The organism is Synechococcus sp. WH 8101 (assembly GCF_004209775.1).
Lineage (GTDB): Bacteria > Cyanobacteriota > Cyanobacteriia > PCC-6307 > Cyanobiaceae > Synechococcus_C.
The window spans coordinates 106,154-122,752 of record NZ_CP035914.1; the positions used below are offsets into that span (position 1 = coordinate 106,154).

Consider the following 16,599-nt stretch of genomic DNA (forward strand, 5'->3'; position numbering starts at 1 on the left):
AGGGCGTTGAGGGGACAGGGAAGGGCCGCAGCTCGGCTGATCCAGCCGTAGCCCTTGACTTTTCACCTTAGACCGCTCCTGATCTGTGTCATCGCCTCGTTGAGGGCATCCGCATCGCTCAGCCAGCAGGGTTGATGCTGGCGGCGGAACCAGGTGCGTTGCCGTTTGGCGAACTGGCGCGTGCGCTGGCAGGTGCGGGCGATCGCCTCCTCCCGGCTGAGGTTGCCGTCGAGCAGCAGAGCAGCCTCGCCATAGCCGATCGTCTGCAGCAGGGGCAGCTCCGGGCCATACCGCTCGCGCAGGCGGGCGGTTTCCTCCACCAGACCCTCGGCATAGAGCTGTTGGGTGCGGCGGCTGATGCGTTGGCGCAGGTCGGCGGGATCGAGGCCCAGTTCGAGCACCCGCCAGGGCGGAGGGCTGCTGCCTTGCTGACTGCTGATCGGATGGCCGCTGGCATAGAGCACTTCCAGGGCCCGCTGGGTGCGCATGGCGTCGGCCGGGGCGATCCGGGCCGCTGCCGTCGGGTCGGCCTGCTGCAGCAGTTGATGGCACACCGTTTGCCCGAGTGCGTTCAGCTGGGCACGGAGTTCCGGCTGCGGTGGCACCGCCGGTGGCCGCAGGCCACCGGTGAGGGCTTTGAGATAAAGGCCGCTGCCTCCCACCAGAAAGGCGATGCCGCGCTGCGCCAGGCTGGCCTCGACCATCGGGGTGGCGATCGCCTGGAACTCCTGCAGGGTAAGGGGGTGATCGGGGCGGCGCAGATCGAGCAGATGGTGGGGCACCCGCTGGCGTTGCTCTGGCGTTGGCTTGGCAGTGCCGATATCCATTTCGGCGTAAAGCTGCCTCGAATCCACATTGAGCACGTCCAGCTCGAGGCGCTCCGCCAGCTCGAGCGCCAGGGCGGTCTTGCCACTGGCGGTGGGTCCAAGCAGCACCACCACCAGTGGTGTGTCGGTGGGGAGTGGCGGTTGTGGATCGGGCATGAGCAAAAACCGAGGGGGTGCACCCCCTCGGGAAATGGCGCCTGAGAGGCCTCTGCAAGCGCCTCTGGCGCGCCGGTGGTAAATTCAGCCTGACAGGAGGCCCGGCACACGACGAACGCATGAGCGAAGCCTCAAAAGTTCAGGCCGCCTACGGAGCCGAGCAGATCCAGGTGCTGGAAGGCCTGGAGCCGGTGCGCAAGCGCCCGGGGATGTACATCGGCACCACCGGCCCCCGCGGTCTGCACCACCTGGTGTACGAGGTGGTCGACAACTCGGTGGATGAGGCTCTGGCCGGCCACTGCTCCGAGATTCGGGTGGTGCTCGGCGACGACGGCTCCGCTTCCGTCACCGATAACGGCCGCGGCATCCCCACCGATATTCACCCCCGCACCGGCAAGAGCGCCCTCGAAACCGTGCTCACCGTGCTCCATGCCGGTGGCAAGTTCGGGGCCGGTGGCTACAAGGTGTCGGGTGGCCTGCACGGCGTGGGCGTGTCGGTGGTCAATGCCCTCTCCGAATGGGTGGAAGTCACCGTGCGCCGTCAGGGGCAGGTGCATCGCCAGCGCTTTGAACGTGGTGCCCCGATCGGCAGCCTCGCTTCCGAGCCCCAGCCGGCCGATGAGAACGGTCGCACCGGCACCAGCGTCTGTTTTAAGCCGGATCTCGAGATTTTCACCGGTGGCATCGTCTTCGATTACGCCACCCTGGCGGCGCGTCTGCGAGAGCTGGCCTACCTCAACGGCGGCGTGCGCATCGTCTTCCGCGATGAACGGGAGAGCGCCCGCAATGCCGAAGGCGACGCCCATGAGGAGGTGTACTTCTACGAAGGCGGCATCAAGGAATACGTCGCCTATATGAATGCGGAGAAGGATCCGCTCCATCCCGAAATCATCTATGTGAACGCCGAGAAGGATGGCGTTCAGGTGGAGGCAGCCCTGCAATGGTGCGTGGATGCCTATTCCGACAGCATCCTCGGTTTCGCCAACAACATCCGCACCGTGGATGGCGGCACCCATATCGAAGGCTTGAAAACGGTGCTCACCCGCACCCTCAATGCCTTCGCTAAGAAACGCGGTAAACGCAAGGAATCCGACTCCAACCTGGCCGGCGAAAATATTCGCGAGGGCCTCACAGCTGTGCTGTCGGTGAAAGTGCCGGAACCGGAATTCGAGGGACAGACGAAGACCAAGCTCGGCAACACCGAGGTGCGTGGCATCGTCGATAGCCTCGTGGGTGAGGCCCTCAGCCAATACCTGGAATTCAACCCCTCGGTGATCGACATGATCCTCGAGAAAGCGATCCAGGCCTTCAATGCGGCTGAGGCGGCCCGCCGCGCCCGCGAACTGGTGCGGCGCAAAAGTGTGCTGGAGAGCTCCACCCTCCCCGGCAAGCTGGCCGACTGCAGCTCCCGCGATCCGGCTGAATCCGAGATCTACATCGTGGAGGGCGATTCGGCTGGTGGCTCTGCCAAGCAGGGCCGTGACCGTCGCTTTCAGGCGATCCTTCCTTTGCGGGGCAAGATTCTTAACATCGAAAAAACCGATGATGCGCGGATCTACAAGAACACCGAAATTCAGGCCCTGATCACGGCCCTGGGCCTGGGGATCAAGGGTGAAGATTTTGACGCCAAAAACCTGCGCTACCACCGGGTGGTGATCATGACCGACGCCGATGTGGATGGCGCTCACATCCGCACCCTGTTGCTCACCTTCTTCTATCGCTATCAGAAAGAGTTGGTGGAGGGTGGCTACATCTACATCGCCTGTCCGCCCCTCTACAAAGTGGAGCGCGGCAAGAATCACACCTATTGCTACAACGAGCAGGATCTGCAAACCACGCTGGCCGGCTTCGGTGAGAAGGCCAACTACACCATCCAGCGCTTCAAGGGTCTGGGGGAAATGATGCCCCAGCAGCTCTGGGAAACCACGATGGATCCCACCACGCGCACGATGAAGCGGGTGGAGATCGAGGATGCGCTTGAGGCTGATCGCATCTTCACCATCTTGATGGGCGACAAGGTGGCGCCGCGGCGGGAATTCATCGAAACCCACAGCGCCGAACTCGACATGGACAAGCTCGACATCTGATGCCGATGGCGGTGACCTCCGTGTTGCGTTGGAGCTGGCTGCTGGGTGTGGCCCTGCTCGCCCCAGCCGCCTTGCCCGCAGGCGGTGCTGATCGGCGTCAGCCGGAGGTGCGACGCCGCGAAGCCGGCGGGCCATTGCTCAGTGAAGCTGATGCCCTGTTGCAGGGATCGCCTCGTGTGGCCGCACCAACGCTGCGCCGCCTGGAGCTCGGCACGCCCCTGCAGCTGCTGCGCCGTTGGCGCGCCGACAATGGCCAGGAATGGATTCAGGTGCAGGTGGCTCGCAGCGCGGCGATGCCTGCGGACGCGCAACCCCAGCGCGGCTGGTTGCATGGCTGAACCCGTCCTGATGCCCGGCCAGGCCCTGCTGGTGGGGCTGGGTGCCATTCCTGGCGCCTGGTTGCGTCTGCGAGTGGTGAACCACTTTGAGCCGATCGTGCCCCGTAAGCACTGGGGCACCTTCACGGTGAATCTGATCGCCGCCTTTGCCCTCGGTCTGGTGCTCGGTCTGCAGACCAGTGGCCGCTGCCAGCCTGCTGCCGGTGGGGCCTCGCCCCTGATGCTGCTGATCGCCGTGGGGTTCTTCGGTAGCCTCAGCACCTTTTCCACCTTTGCGGTGGAATTGCTCAACACCCTGCGCCAGCGGCACTGGGCGGAAGCGCTGCTGCTCGGTGTGGGCTCGATCGTCGGTGGCCTGCTGGTGGCTGGGCTCGGCTATGGCCTCGGTCTGGCGGAGGGGGCGGCATGACGGCGGATCCGCAGGCACAGCAGAGCTCACTCAGCTTGAGGGCCGAACTGGAGGAGCTGCTGCTGGTGGCGATTGGAGCCGCCCTGGGCGCCCTGTTGCGCTGGCAGGTGGGCATCCACCTGCACGACAAAGACGTGCTCGTGAATGTGCTCGGCGCCTTGATCCTCGGCTGGATGGTTGGTCGCCGCGTGCCGCCCCGCTGGCAGCTGCTGGTGGGGATCGGCTTCTGCGGGTCGCTCACCACGTTCAGCAGCTGGATGGTGAACAGCGTGGCCCTGATCGCCCAGGGCGACTGGGCGTCTGCGTTTGGCCTGCTGGCGCTGACGTTGGGCCTGGGGCTGGGTGCCGCCGCCGCGGGATTCGGGGTCGGCCGGCTCAGGCGGCCAGGGCAGTCTCGATCGCCGCTTTGAGCTCAGGATCCTCGGGGGTAACGCCGCTCTTGAAGCGTCCGATCACCGTGCCGTCCTTGCCCACGAGGAATTTTTCGAAATTCCAAGCCACATCGCCGGCGGGGCTGGTCTGGTTGAGGGTGGTGTAAGGCTCGGTGGTGCTGCCCGTCGCGTGCACCTTGTCGAACAGTTCGAAACTGGCGCCGTAGGTGGTGGAGCAGAAGCTCTTGATCTCATCCAGCGTGCCGGGCTCCTGAGCGCCGAAGTCGTTGCAGGGGAAGCCGAGCACTTGCAGTCCCTTGGGGCCGTAGGCGTCCTGCAGAGCCTGCAGGCCGGCGTATTGCTTGGTGAATCCGCAACGGCTGGCCACATTCACGATCAGCAGCACCTGGCCGCTGTAGTCGCCGAGGCTCTTCTCGCTGCCATCGGCGGCGCGCACGGTCACGGCGCTCACGTTCACGCTCATCGTTCTTGAGTGGGGCGGCCATACACTAAGCACGCCCTGATCGACGCCGATGGACGAGGCCAAAGGGGGGGCGGCATCGGCAAGCGTCACATCCGCTGACGTGGCAGCCGTGGTGGCACAACAGCTCGAGGCGATGCTCGCCACTGGCAACTACGACGCCGTCAAGATGCTGCTGGAGCCAGTGCAGCCGGTGGATATCGCCGAAGCGATCGGCAGCTTGCCCCGCACCCTCCAGGCCCTCGCCTTTCGTCTGCTCAGCAAGGACGAGGCGATTGAGGTGTACGAATATCTCGACCCGGCCGTGCAGCAGAGCCTGCTGGAACGCCTGCGTTCCGGTGAAGTGCTGGAACTGGTGGAGGAGATGTCACCCGATGACCGGGTGCGTTTGTTTGATGAGCTGCCGGCCAAGGTGGTGCGCCGGTTGCTGGCCGAGTTGAGCCCATCGGAACGGCGGGTCACCGCCCAGCTCCTCGGTTACGCGCCGGAAACCGCCGGTCGTCTGATGACGACCGAGTTCATCGACCTCAAGGAATTCCACAGTGCTGCCCAGGCGCTCACGATCGTGCGCCGTCGTGCCCGCGATACCGAGACCATCTACAGCTTGTATGTCACCGACGGCGAACGTCGCCTTACCGGCATCCTCTCCTTAAGAGATCTGGTAACGGCTGATCCGGAGGACCGGATCGGCGATGTGATGACTCGTGATGTGGTGAGCGTGAGCACCGACACCGACCAAGAGGAGGTTGCGCGCGCGATTCAGCGGTACGACTTCCTGGCCGTGCCGGTGGTGGATCGGGAGCAGCGGCTGGTGGGGATCGTCACCGTCGATGACGTGATCGATGTGATCGAGCAGGAGGCCACCCGCGACATCTATGCCGCCGGTGCTGTGCAGGCCGGTGACGAAGACGATTATTTCCAGAGCAATCTGTTCACCGTCGCCCGGCGTCGGGTGGTATGGCTGGCGGTGTTGGTGGTGGCCAATGGCTTCACCACCGAGGTGATTGCGCTCAACGACGGCGTGCTCAAGCAGGTGGTGCTGCTGGCCGCGTTCATCCCATTGCTGATTGGCACCGGTGGCAATGTCGGTGCTCAGAGCTCCACGGTGGTGATCCGCGGCCTGAGCACCCAGCGGATTCAGGCCCTCGGACCGCTGAAGGCGGTGGGCCGGGAGGCGATCGCCGGTGCTCTGCTCGGATTGCTGATGCTCGTGGTGGTGGTGCCCTTCGCCTGGTGGCGGGGCGAGGGCCCCCTGGTGGGTGCGGCCGTGGGCATCAGCTTGATGGCGATCACCACCCTGGCGGCAACGGCCGGGGCGGCGCTGCCGCTGCTGTTCAACCGCATGGGCCTCGACCCGGCCCTGATGTCGGCACCCTTCATCACCACCGCCACCGATGTGGCCGGGGTATTCATCTATTTGCGTACGGCCGCCTGGCTGCTGGAGCGCCTGCCTGCCATAGCGCCGCCGTTGGCGTCCTGACCCAGGCGGTCTAGGTAATTCCACTCAAAACAGGTCTGGTTTGCGTTCCTGAGAGAGGCTTTACACTTCTTCAGGAGTAGGGTTCACATAACGCAAAGGAGCAGACATGGCCGTCTCCCCAGCCCCCAGAGCCGTCAGCGCCAAAGCGGTCGCCGCTGTTCCAGCCCGTGCATCCGGCGACGTCGATCTGGTGCGTTCGTACCTGCGGGACATCGGTCGTGTGCCGTTGCTGAGCCATCAGCAGGAGATCACGTTGGGCCGCCAGGTGCAGGAGCTGATGGAGCTGGAAGCGCTGGAGTCTGAGCTGCGCGATCAGCGCGGTGGTGAGGCGGTGCCGGCAGGGGAATTGGCGACAGCGGCGGGGTTGAGTGCGCTGCAACTGAAGCGAAAGCTCCAGGCGGGCCGCCGCGCCAAAGAGCGGATGGTGGCGGCGAATTTGAGGTTGGTGGTGAGTGTGGCCAAGAAATACACCAAGCGGAATATGGAACTGCTGGACCTGATCCAGGAGGGAACGATCGGCCTGGTGCGGGGTGTGGAGAAATTCGACCCAACGCGGGGCTACAAGTTCAGTACGTATGCGTATTGGTGGATCCGTCAGGGGATCACGCGGGCGATTGCGGAGAAGAGCCGCACGATCCGGCTGCCGATCCACATCACCGAGATGCTCAACAAGCTGAAGAAAGGGCAGCGTGAACTGAGCCAGGAGCTGGGGCGCACACCGACGGTGACGGAACTGGCGGCATTTGTGGAACTGCCGGAGGAGGAGGTGAAAGACCTGATGTGCCGTGCGCGTCAGCCGGTGAGCCTGGAGATGAAGGTGGGGGATGGAGATGACACCGAATTGTTGGAGCTCTTGGCAGGTGATGGCGAATTGCCTGAGGAGCAGGTGGAGGTGGAGTGCTTGAAGGGCGACCTGCGGGATCTATTGGAACAACTGCCGGACCTGCAACGGCGTGTGTTGCGGATGCGGTATGGGATGGACGGCGAGGAGCCGATGAGCCTCACCGGGATTGGGCGCGTCATCGGCATCAGCCGTGATCGCGTCCGCAATCTGGAGCGCGACGGTCTGGCCGGTCTGCGCCGCCTCAGTGATCAGGTGGAGGCCTACGTCGCCTGCTGATCGGGCGCCCTCTGATCGGGCATCTGCTGAGGGCGACTCGTCTGCTCGGCGATGGCTAGGAGCAGCGGATTCACCAGTTCCGGCGCTTCGTCGTGGGGGCAGTGGCCAACGCCGGGAAGGATCTGAAGCGAACGAATACAGGGGAAACGTCCGGCCCAGGCCCGGGCTTCAGTCACCGGCTCCCACGGATCGGCTTCACCCCAGATCAGATGCACCGGCAGATCCAGTTGGGCTAAAAGATCCGGGGCGAGGTGGTCGTTGAAGAGATTGATGAAGCCGCGGAACGCTTCCGCAGCGCCGGGGCGCCGGCTCGGGCGATAAAGCAAGTCCACCAGCTCCTCATCCACATGGGCGCCGCTGGGGTAAGCCTGCCGAAGCACCTGCCGGATCAGGGCCGGTCGGGCGGCGTTGCGGAACAGGGCCGTGCTCAGCCAGCGCTGGCGCACCATCGCCTTCAGTAGCGGCCGGATCCAGGCCATCCAGGCCGGCTGCCGGCCCAGTTGTTTGTCGTCCATCAGCCGCTGGGCGCAGTCGATCAACACCAGACCAGAGCATGGGCTCGGGCCCGCATCCGCGTTCAGCAGCTGGGTGGCGCGCAGGGCCACGACGCCGCCGATCGAATTGCCCACCAGCAGCACCGGCCGGCCTACGATCTCCCGGCAGAACGCGGCCACCTGGGCGCCCCAGAGCTCAAAGCCGTAGTGCAGGCTGTGGTGGTCGCTCTGTTCATCGGCGAGTCGGGCCCGCGGTTGGCTGCTGTTCCCGAACCCCACCAGGTCGAGCGCGTAGGTGGGCAGGTGGGCTCCAAGCGAGGGCAGGGTGTGGCGCCAGTGCTCCTTGCAGGCGCCGAAGCCATGGATCAACACAACAGCCAGTGGTGCGGCTGAGGTCAGCGGCGCTGAGGTTGAGGGTTCTTCACACCAGCTGATCTCCAGGCTGAGCTCGTGATCGGGGCCGATCCCAGCACCGACGGGCGGGGTCCAGGTCCAGGTCTCACCCACCGGCACCGGCCACCGATGCGGAGGGGTCGGTGTTGCCATCACCGTCATCGTCGCCTTTGCCGAACAGGCGCTCCTCCAGTCCCTTGATCACCACATAGAAGGGGGGCACCACCCCGAGCGAGAGGATCGTTGCCACCACCAGGCCGCCGAAGATCACGGTGCCGAGCGATTGCTGGCTCTGGGCGCCGGCGCCATTGGCCACCACCAAGGGGAGGAAGCCTGCCAGTGCTGCGATGGCGGTCATCAGGATCGGCCGCAGCCTCGATTCGGCTGAAGCGATCACCGCTTCGCTGGCGCTCATGCCTGCTTCAAGGTGCTGTTCGGCCACTTCCACGATCAGGATGCCGTTCTTGGCGGCCAGACCGATCAGGGTCACCAGGCCCACCTGGGCATACACATTCAGATCAATCGAACGGATGGCCAGGAAGCCGAGCGCACCGAGCATGGCCAGGGGCACGGTCATCAGGATGATCACCGGCGTCACGTAGCTCTCGTATTGGGCGGAGAGCACGAGATACACGATCAGGATGCCGAGACCGAACACGAGGATGCTGGCGCTACCGGCGGAGAGCTGCAGGGCCGCCAGACCGGTGAAGGCGTAGCCGATGTTGTTGAAATCCAGCTGCTTGAACAGAGTCTGGATTGCTGTGAGGGCCTGTCCGGAACTCTTGCCAATGGCCTGGGCGCCCTGCACCAGCACCGTGCGATAGAGGTTGTAGTGGCTGATGATCGGCGGTGCGCTGTCGAGCTCCGCTTCCGCGAACTGGGAGACCTGCACCAGATCGCCCGCCTTGTTCTTCACGTAGTAGTTGAGGATGTTCTCCACCTGGGAGCGTTGGTCGGCGCCCGATTGCACATACACGTTGCGCACCTGGCCGTTCTCGTAGGTGAGGCCGGTGTAGGTGCCGCCGGCCAGGGTTGCGATCGTGTCCATCGCCTCCTGGTAGTCCACGTTGAGGGCTCCCATCACGGCCCGATCCACCTTGAGGCCGAAGGCGGGAGCGCTGGGGATGAACTGGCTGTAGAGCGAGGAGAATTCACCGCTGGCCTTGCCGGCCTTGATCAGTTTCTGGGCCTGATCGTTGAGCTGGTTGAAGGTGTAATCGCCGCTCAGGTCATTGAATTGGAAGTAGAAGCCGCCCTGGGCGGAGAATCCCGGCACCGCCGGCGGTTGGCCGATCACGGCCAACCGCCGCTCAGTTGCGACAGTTTGGCGTTGAGCCGATCGGCGATGGCAAAGGAACTGTTCTTCTGCCCGGGCCGCTCACTGAGGGGCTTGAGGCCCACCATGATCGTGCCCTGGTCGGGGCTGGAACCGTTGAAGCCGTAGCCGCTGATGATCGCCGCTGAGAGCACATCGTCTTCCTCTTTGAGGATGGAGGCGATCTCCTTACCCATCGCCTGGGTCTGGCTGAGGGAGGCGCCGTTCTGCAACTGATAAATACCGAGGATGTAGCCCTGGTCTTCGTCGGGGATGAAGGCCTGGGGCAGGGCCGCGAAGGCCAGCACCGTGAGCACGATGCCGCTGCCCAGGGCCACCATCACCCAGCGCCGGGCCTTGATCAGGCTGGTCACCAGCCGGGCGTAGCCGTTCTGCAAGCGATCGAAGAACCGGTTGAACACCCGGAAGATCAGGGGGAGATTGGCGCCGGCCAATCCACCCACCACCACGCCGAGCACGTAGGTCCAGCTGCCGAACGCTGCGGAACTGAACCGACCGAAGGCCAGACCCACGATCACGCCGGCGACGGGCCAGGCCCATCCCTTCGGCTCCTTCGGTTCGCCTCCCTTGAGGATCAGGCCCGAGAGCATCGGCGAGAAGGTGAGGGCGTTGAAGGCGGAAATGGCAATCGAGAAGGCAATCGTGAGGGCGAACTGCTGGTAGATGATGCCAATGCTTCCTGGATAGAAGGCCACAGGAACGAACACCGCCATCAACACCAGGGCCGTGGCAACCAGGGCACCAAAGAGTTCACCCATGCAGGCGAGAGCCGCCTGCCGGGGCCGCAGGCCCGCCTCGATATTTTTCGACACCGCCTCGATCACCACGATCGCGTCGTCCACCACCAGGCCTGTGGCGAGCACCAGGCCGAGCAGGGTCAATTGGTTGATCGAGAAGCCGAACACCTTGATGAAGGCGAAGGTGCCGATCAGGGAGATCGGGATCGCCAGGCTGGGCACCACCGTGGCGCGCCAGTTCTGCAGGAAGATGAACAAGATCAGCAGCACCAGCACAATCGCCAGGCCGAGGGCATCGATCACCCCTTCCACCGACGATTCAATGAACTGACCGATGTTGTAAACCTGCTGCACCGTGACACCCGGCGGCACGGTGGCGGCGAAGGAGGTCATCTCTTTCACCACAGCATCGGCCACATCCAAGGCATTGCTTTCCGGGGTCTGGAACACGGCCACGGTGATCGTGTCGAAGCTCGAGGTGTTGATCGCCGCCGTGGTGTAGTTGTTGAAGCCGTATTGCACCTCGCCCACATCCTTGAGCAGCAGCAGATTGCCGGTGGGGGAACGACCCACGATCAGATTGTTGAAATCGTCGATCGAAACCAGGTTGCCGTTGTTCTGCACCAGCAACGGGTAGGTGTAAGCCTGATTGCCTGAGGCGGGTGGCCCGCCCACGAGGCCACCAATGGCCGTGCTGTTCTGCGCTTGCACCGCATCCACCACCTCCTGGGCCGTGAGCTGGTTGGCGGCCAGCTTGTCGGGATCGACAAACAACCAGTAGGCGGGGTTGGTGCCACCGAGGATGTTCACATTGGCAACCCCTTCGACCCGCTCCAGCGGGTAGTAGAGCTGCTCATACACCAGGCCATTGAGATAGGCCGCGTCGTATTGGCCCTCCGTGGACGACACCTGATAGGCCAGCAGAATCGACGGTGTGCTTTGTTGCACCGACACGCCGGTGGCAGACACCTGGGCTGGCAGTTGCGGCATCGCCAGCGACACACGGTTCTGCACATTCACCTGGTCGATGTCGATGTCGGTGGTCTCATCGAAATAGACCTGGATGATGCTCTGCCCCTCCATGTTGCTGGTGGAGGAGATGTAAGACGCGCCGGGAACGCCGTTGATCTGCTGTTCAATCGGGTTGGTCACCGCCTGTTCGGTGACCAGGGAATTGGCACCGCTGTAATTCGCCGTCACCTGGATCAGGGGTGGGGCGATGTTGGGCAGGTTGGCAATCGGCAGCGTGGGGATGGCGATCACCCCCATCAGCACGATCAGGATGCTGCAGACGGTGGTGAGAACCGGCCGCTTGATGAAATTATCGGAAAACGCCATGTTGGTTTCAGTTGCTCCCGCTCTTGCTGGCGAGCTTCACCGGCATGCCGTTGCTCAGCAAGGCGGTGTTGCTGACCACCACCGTTTCACCGCGGCTGAGGCCGGATTGGATCGGATAGAGATTGTTCTGCAGTGTGCCCAGTTGCACCGGTTTCTGCACCACGATCGGCGTGCTGGTAGGAAGGCTTTCCAGTTTTTTCTTGCTCGCTGCCGGGATCACCGTGGAGGCCTTGATCTTGGGGAGCGCTTTGCTCAGGGGAACCACCACATACACGAAAGGTTGCTGCGCCTGCATGAACACCGCCTGCACTGGCACAGCCAACGCCTGGGTCTGGCCGGTGATGATCTGACTCTTGACAAACTGTCCGGTCTTCAACTGTCCGGTGAGGTTCGGGAAAGTGGCCTTCACCATCAGGGTGTTCGGCGATTGCTGGCTGCCTGAGATGCCGAAATAGGGAGAGATGAAGGTGACGCTGCCGACGCCGGTGACCGGTGGTGTGGTCTGGGAACTCACATTCACCGTTTGCCCCACCTTCACTCGACCGGCCTGGGTGGCCGGGATCTGCATCAGCGTCCACAGGGTGGAATTGTCGACGATGCCGGTGATCGCCTGACCGGTTTTGACGTAATCGCCCAACTTCACCGTGTCGAGGTCGCCCACGACCCCGTCGATCGGCGACCGCACGTATTTGTATCCAAGGGTTGCGGCGCTGGCGAGGGCCTGATCGCGGGAGGCGATCGCCTGAGTGGCGTATTGATCGCGAGTTTTGGCTGAAGCTGCACCCTGTTTGTAAAGGAACTCGTAGCGCTCGGCGTTGAGCTTGTCGGTGCGGGCCTGGGCGCGGGCCGCGTTGAGGGCGGCGCTCTGTTGCACGTTGTCGAGCACCAGGATTGGCTGGCCTGCCTTCACGCGCTGGCCTTCGGTGGCGATGATCTTCACCACCCGTCCGTCGGTTTCCGGCCGCAGGGCCACGTTGGTGGTGGATTCGAGCGTGCTGATCGCTTCCACGCTGGGATTGAAGGTGGCCTCGTTGATCTGAGCCGTTTTCACGGTCAGGAACTGTTGAGCCGGTTGCTTCGGTTTGCTGCAGCCCACCAGCAACGTCGCCGCAATCGCGGTGCAGGCCAGAGGACCTCTCACGTGCCAAACAAAATCTTCGCGGACCCTACCGGGTTTTCTCGGGCTTGATCGTTCAGGTCTGCCACTCCTGGCGATGCCACAGCTGACATTTCCGACGCTCTGGCCACAGTGGAGCTGTTGCAGCAGAAGCAATGTGCCTCAGTTGTGAGATTGGTGCCCAGCTTGGGGCGTTTTCCGAGGCGATCCTGGCCGGTTCTTCTCGCACCAGTCGGCGGCGGGTGCTGAAGGCGGGGGCCTTGATCGCGGCCTCGGCACTGTTGCCGCCTTTGCTGCAGAGCCATGCCCGGGCCGACGTCAAGGCCGACAGCGACCGTCCCATGCCCGCGGATGGACCGGCGGATTGGCTGTTTGAAAACGGCACGATCCTCACCATGGAGACGGATCAGCCGCGGGTGGAGGCGGTGGCTGTGCGGGGGCGGGCGATTGTGTATGCCGGCGATCGCAGCGGCGCCCAGGCCTGGATCGGTCCTGGCACCCGCAGGATCGATCTGCAGGGCCGCATGCTGATGCCCGGCCTGGTGGACAGCCATGTGCACCCCATGCTCGGCACCCTCTTCAGCAGCGGCTTTGTGATCGACGCCAATGCCAAGGAAGAGCAGGTGATCGATGCGATCAAGGCCCATGTGAAGGCCGACCCCGGCACGGGCGTGTTCTTCGGGGTGGGTTGGAACACCAATCTCTGGCAGGCGCAGGGCGGCCCGCACAAACGGGACCTCGATGCGATTGAGGCGGAGCGCCCGATGCTCTTTCTCTCCAGCGATGCGCATTCCGCCTGGGCCAACAGCAAGGCATTGGCGTTGGCCGGTGTCACCGCCGCCACCAAGGATCCGCCGGTGGGTGGGTACCAGCGAGACGCCAATGGTGAACCCACGGGTCTGGTGCGGGAAGCGCCGGCGATGGTGCCGATGATCGCTGCCCTGAAGCTGCTGGCACCGGAGCGTTACAACCCGGCCCTGAAGGCGATGTTGCAGACCTTCGCCCAGATGGGATTCACCAGCCTGTTTGATGCCGGCATGCCGCTGGGGCTGGAGACAATTTTTGCCGCGCTGGTGCAGATGGACGAGGCGGGTGCATTGCCGGTGCGCTTGCATGCCACGCGCATGGTCACCAACAAAGACCAGGTGCAGGGCGCGGTGGCCGACCTGGCCGAGCTGAATCGGCGCTTCCGCAGCGAACACTTCACAGTGCGCACCCTCAAGATCGTGGCCGATGGGGTGATCGAGAATCGCCAGGCAGCGATGCTGGAGCCGTATCAGCAACCCCCCGGGGCCCGCGGTCAGCTGGCTCTGAGCGAGGCCAATGTGCAGGGTCTGCTGCGGCAGTGCGAGCGCGCCGGTTTCGATGTGCACTTCCACACCATCGGCGATGCCTCCCTGCGCCAGGCCCTGGATGCGCTCACGGCGGTGCAGGCCTCCGGTGGTCAACCGAAACTCACCCTTGCCCATGTGCAGGTGGTGGCCGACAGCGATCAGCAACGGCTCGCCCGCCTCAAGCCCCTGATCACCAGCACCGGCATCTGGTGCATTCGCTACGCCGCGGTCGAAGACGCACTTGGTGCTGAGCGTTACCGCAAGATGTTTCGCTTCGGCCGCCTGCAGCGTGATCACGGCGTCAATGTGGCGCTCGGCAGTGACTGGCCGGCAACGTATGGCAGCGGCACCCTCGGCATTCGCCCCTTCCTCAACATCCAGGCGGCGATCCTGCGCCAACCGCCACCGCCGTTGCTCGAGGCGATGGGCTCGAGTCTTGGGGCTGATGCCGAGCAGCCGCTACCACCACAAGCGGATGCGTTCACGCTCGAGGGGGCCCTACAGGCTTACACCCTGGCTGGGGCGCGCCAGATGGGCCTGGAGGCCATCACCGGATCGATCCGCGTTGGCAAGCGGGCTGACCTGGTGCTGCTCGATCGGGACCTCACTGCGATCCCGACCGAGGACATTCACCGCACCAACGTGTTGCTCACCCTGATGGATGGCCGCTCAACGGGCGTCGACCGGAGCTGAGGAGTGGTGCAGCACGATGCGGATGTCGCCTTTCTGGGTTTTGTAGAAGGTCCAGGTTTTCTCCACCGTGGTGGTGACGCCCTTGTCGTCGGTGAGGGTCACGAACCCCATCGTGTTGGCGGTTTTGCCGAACAGCTGCACAACGTTGTCGTTCACTGTGCAGGTTTTCCAGCGGCGGTAGGTGGCGAATCCCTTGCCGCTGGGGAAGGCGCTGTCGGGTCCGACGAAATAGGCGAGGGCCCCGGCGCGGCTCGGGCGGAAGGTGTCTTGACCTGTCGCCAGGGTGGGCTTGAAAGCCACGGGCCCGATGGCGTAGCCATAGGCCACATCAATGATGGTGCCGGCTTTGCTGCGGGCGGCGGCTTCACCCTCCACATAGAAGCTGTTGCTGATGGCAATCAGCGCGTTGCACCAGGCTTTTTGGGCCTGTTCCACCTCCTTCACGGTGATGGTGTTATCAAACACCTGCACCTGTGGGTTGGCATGGCCGACGGCGGGGCTGAAAGCCGTGAGGGCCAGGGCGGCGCTGCTGCCGGCAGCGAGAAGCCTGCTCAGGTGCATCGTGGATCGTGGTGAAACCAATCGGAACTGACCGTAGCCAGGTTGCGTGCTTCAGGTGCGGTTCACATCGGCAAGACCTGATGCAATCGCTGCATAGCAGCGTTCCAGTTGGCTATCGCTGATGCACAGCGGCGGCAGCAGATACACCACATTGCCGAGGGGGCGCAGATACACGCCCCGGTGGAGGGCCTGGAGCTGCAGCTGGCGGCCGATCGGGTTGAGGTACTCGGTGGCGCCGATCGTCAGCTCGAAGGCCGCCATCGTGCCCAGGCAGCGCACCCGCGCGATGCCGTCGAGCTGTTGCAGATGCTCCAGATGCCGCTGGTGCCTGGATTCGAAGCCGCTGTAGGCCTCTGGGTTGGCCTCGAGCCGATCGAGGCTGGCGAGGGCGGCGGCACAACCCAGGGGATTGGCCGTGAAGCTGTGGCCGTGGAAGAAGGTGTGGCTTGGTTCCCGGCTGATGAACCCCTGATAGAGCCGTTCGCTTGCCATCGTCGCGCCCATCGGCAGGAAGCCGCCGGTGAGCCCTTTGGAGAGGGCCATCAGATCGGGTTGGAGTCCGGCCAGGGCGCTGGCGAACAGGGCGCCGGTGCGTCCGAACCCCGTCATCACCTCATCAGCGATCAGAAGCGCGCCCTTCTCGCGCACGCGGGCCTGCACGGCTCGGAGAAAGGCGGGGCGCACCAGGCGCATGCCGGAGGCACCCTGGATCAGCGGTTCCAGGATCAGCGCTGCCGTCGGCGTCTCCAGGGCCTGGTCGAGTGCAGCCAGCGCTTCATGCTCCCGAGCCTCCACGCTGCTGTCGCCCCAGTGGGTGTGCGGCCAAAGAAGGCGGCGAACGTCGAAGAGCAGGCTGTCGTAGGGTTCGGTGAAGACGGAGCGATCGCCCAGGGCCATCGCCCCGAAGGTGTCGCCGTGATAAGCCCCTTCAAAGGCGATTAGCTGACGCCGCTCGCTGCCCTGGTTCCGCCACCACTGCCAGGCGATCTTGAGCGCCACCTCCACGGCGGTGGAGCCGTTGTCGGAGAAAAACATCCGCTCCAGGCCGGTGTGGGCCGCCAGGCGTGTGGCCAGCTGCTCCGCGGGCGCATGGCTGAAATTGGCGAAGATCACTTGCTCCAGCTGCTTGGCCTGGCAGGCGATGGCGGCGGCGATGCTTGGTTCGCCATGGCCGTGCAGGGTGACCCACCAGCTGCTGATGGCGTCGATCAGTTCACGCCCATCCTCGAGGCTGAGCACACAGCCCCGGGCGGCGCGCACCCGCAGAGGTTCGGGGTGCAGGGCCACCTGGGTGGTGGGGTGCCAGAGATGGGGATGCCAGACCATC

The 16,599-nt window shown here is 64.2% G+C and carries 13 protein-coding genes and 1 pseudogene; 7 read left to right on the forward strand and 7 right to left on the reverse strand.

Translation table 11 applies throughout. The annotated features are described in order from the left end of the window. Nucleotides 1-62: 62 nt before the first annotated feature. Complete coding sequence (gene miaA, locus SynWH8101_RS00530; RefSeq protein ID WP_130128128.1) at nucleotides 63-983, reverse strand: tRNA (adenosine(37)-N6)-dimethylallyltransferase MiaA; 921 nt, start codon at nucleotides 981-983, stop codon at nucleotides 63-65. A gap of 119 nt (nucleotides 984-1,102) precedes the next feature. On the opposite strand from miaA, the gene gyrB reads away from it, so the two are divergent. Genes gyrB through SynWH8101_RS00550 form a run of 4 tightly spaced genes read left to right on the forward strand, consistent with a single transcriptional unit; the run spans nucleotide 1,103 to nucleotide 4,227 of the window. Beyond that, nucleotides 1,103-3,070 (forward strand): DNA topoisomerase (ATP-hydrolyzing) subunit B, encoded by a 1,968-nt coding sequence (gene gyrB / locus SynWH8101_RS00535; RefSeq protein WP_130128129.1) that lies wholly within the window; start codon nucleotides 1,103-1,105, stop codon nucleotides 3,068-3,070. After that, nucleotides 3,070-3,408 carry an SH3 domain-containing protein gene (locus tag SynWH8101_RS00540; RefSeq protein ID WP_174719479.1) on the forward strand — a complete coding sequence of 113 codons (339 nt, stop codon included), beginning with the start codon at nucleotides 3,070-3,072 and terminating at the stop codon, nucleotides 3,406-3,408. The genes gyrB and SynWH8101_RS00540 overlap by 1 nt, the downstream gene beginning before the upstream one ends. After that, on the forward strand, nucleotides 3,401-3,817 hold the full coding sequence (locus SynWH8101_RS00545; protein ID WP_130128130.1) for a CrcB family protein: 417 nt from the start codon (nucleotides 3,401-3,403) through the stop codon (nucleotides 3,815-3,817). The genes SynWH8101_RS00540 and SynWH8101_RS00545 overlap by 8 nt, the downstream gene beginning before the upstream one ends. Continuing rightward, the gene (locus tag SynWH8101_RS00550) at nucleotides 3,814-4,227 is read left to right on the forward strand and encodes a CrcB family protein (RefSeq protein ID WP_130128131.1); all 414 of its coding nucleotides are present in this window, start codon (nucleotides 3,814-3,816) and stop codon (nucleotides 4,225-4,227) included. The genes SynWH8101_RS00545 and SynWH8101_RS00550 overlap by 4 nt, the downstream gene beginning before the upstream one ends. Here the strand turns inward: SynWH8101_RS00550 and SynWH8101_RS00555 are convergent. After that, nucleotides 4,193-4,672, reverse strand: a complete 480-nt coding sequence (locus SynWH8101_RS00555) for a glutathione peroxidase (RefSeq protein ID WP_130128132.1) — start codon at nucleotides 4,670-4,672, stop codon at nucleotides 4,193-4,195. The two genes, SynWH8101_RS00550 and SynWH8101_RS00555, sit on opposite strands and share 35 nt — an antisense overlap. Nucleotides 4,673-4,721: 49 nt before the next feature. Here SynWH8101_RS00555 and mgtE point away from each other — a divergent pair, with 49 nt between their 5' ends. Both mgtE and SynWH8101_RS00565 read left to right on the forward strand, forming a co-directional pair. Beyond that, nucleotides 4,722-6,149, forward strand: a complete 1,428-nt coding sequence (gene mgtE, locus SynWH8101_RS00560) for a magnesium transporter (protein WP_130128133.1) — start codon at nucleotides 4,722-4,724, stop codon at nucleotides 6,147-6,149. A gap of 106 nt (nucleotides 6,150-6,255) precedes the next feature. Beyond that, the gene (locus SynWH8101_RS00565; RefSeq protein WP_130128134.1) at nucleotides 6,256-7,269 is read left to right on the forward strand and encodes an RpoD/SigA family RNA polymerase sigma factor; all 1,014 of its coding nucleotides are present in this window, start codon (nucleotides 6,256-6,258) and stop codon (nucleotides 7,267-7,269) included. Here SynWH8101_RS00565 and SynWH8101_RS00570 read toward each other — a convergent pair. The 3 genes and pseudogenes from SynWH8101_RS00570 to SynWH8101_RS00580 all read right to left on the reverse strand — a co-directional run bounded on the left by SynWH8101_RS00570 (nucleotide 7,254) and on the right by SynWH8101_RS00580 (nucleotide 12,708). Then, entirely contained in the window at nucleotides 7,254-8,309 is a 1,056-nt protein-coding gene (locus SynWH8101_RS00570; RefSeq protein ID WP_254427993.1) for an alpha/beta fold hydrolase, read from the reverse strand. The genes SynWH8101_RS00565 and SynWH8101_RS00570 overlap by 16 nt on opposite strands. Further along, nucleotides 8,263-11,567, reverse strand: a pseudogene (locus SynWH8101_RS00575) (efflux RND transporter permease subunit). The gene SynWH8101_RS00570 and the pseudogene SynWH8101_RS00575 overlap by 47 nt, the downstream one beginning before the upstream one ends. A gap of 7 nt (nucleotides 11,568-11,574) precedes the next feature. Continuing rightward, nucleotides 11,575-12,708 carry an efflux RND transporter periplasmic adaptor subunit gene (locus SynWH8101_RS00580; protein WP_130128135.1) on the reverse strand — a complete coding sequence of 378 codons (1,134 nt, stop codon included), beginning with the start codon at nucleotides 12,706-12,708 and terminating at the stop codon, nucleotides 11,575-11,577. A gap of 131 nt (nucleotides 12,709-12,839) precedes the next feature. Here SynWH8101_RS00580 and SynWH8101_RS00585 point away from each other — a divergent pair, with 131 nt between their 5' ends. Next, on the forward strand, nucleotides 12,840-14,711 hold the full coding sequence (locus tag SynWH8101_RS00585; protein ID WP_130128136.1) for an amidohydrolase: 1,872 nt from the start codon (nucleotides 12,840-12,842) through the stop codon (nucleotides 14,709-14,711). Here SynWH8101_RS00585 and SynWH8101_RS00590 read toward each other — a convergent pair. Next, nucleotides 14,688-15,272: a hypothetical protein gene (locus tag SynWH8101_RS00590; RefSeq protein WP_130128137.1), complete on the reverse strand. Its 585-nt coding sequence runs from the start codon at nucleotides 15,270-15,272 to the stop codon at nucleotides 14,688-14,690. The two genes, SynWH8101_RS00585 and SynWH8101_RS00590, sit on opposite strands and share 24 nt — an antisense overlap. Before the next feature lie 51 nt (nucleotides 15,273-15,323). Next, entirely contained in the window at nucleotides 15,324-16,598 is a 1,275-nt protein-coding gene (bioA, locus tag SynWH8101_RS00595; RefSeq protein WP_130128138.1) for an adenosylmethionine--8-amino-7-oxononanoate transaminase, read from the reverse strand. Nucleotide 16,599: the final 1 nt, after the last annotated feature.